This window comes from Bradyrhizobium sp. CCBAU 45394, from assembly GCF_028128655.1.
Lineage (GTDB): Bacteria > Pseudomonadota > Alphaproteobacteria > Rhizobiales > Xanthobacteraceae > Bradyrhizobium > Bradyrhizobium diazoefficiens.
The window spans coordinates 1-377 of the sequence record NZ_LBIX01000032.1; the positions used below are offsets into that span (position 1 = coordinate 1).

Annotated in this window: 1 pseudogene; it reads right to left on the reverse strand. The window is 67.1% G+C overall.

Annotation, left to right across the window (positions count from 1 at the left end):
- Positions 1-377 (reverse strand): annotated as a pseudogene (locus WN73_RS11530) (IS5/IS1182 family transposase); the annotation flags it as partial.

Here is a 377-nt window from a genome sequence, read left to right on the forward strand (position 1 = left end):
AGCCGGTGAGGCTCTCGGTGCGCTCGATGACGTCGCGAAGGGTGTGACCGTCGTAGGGGTTGTCCGGCAGCGAGCAGGCGTGGAGCACGAACAAGCCGCCGGGAGCTCTTTGGTTGTTGGTGACGATGGATGCCTTCACGCCGAACTCATAGGGCGCGGCGGCCTTGCCCTTGCCGATGCACTCGACCTCCGGAGCATGGAAGGAATACAGCTTGAAGCCGCGCTGGCGCTGCTGCTGCGAGCGGATCTGGGTGGCTCGGCTCAGCGGCAGGGCGAATGCCTCCTCCAGTGCGGGCTGGCCCTCGGTCTTGCGGCGAATGTCGCGGATGATCCGGCCCAGCCGGCTGCGCAGAAGGCGCAGCTGTCGCTGATGCCGG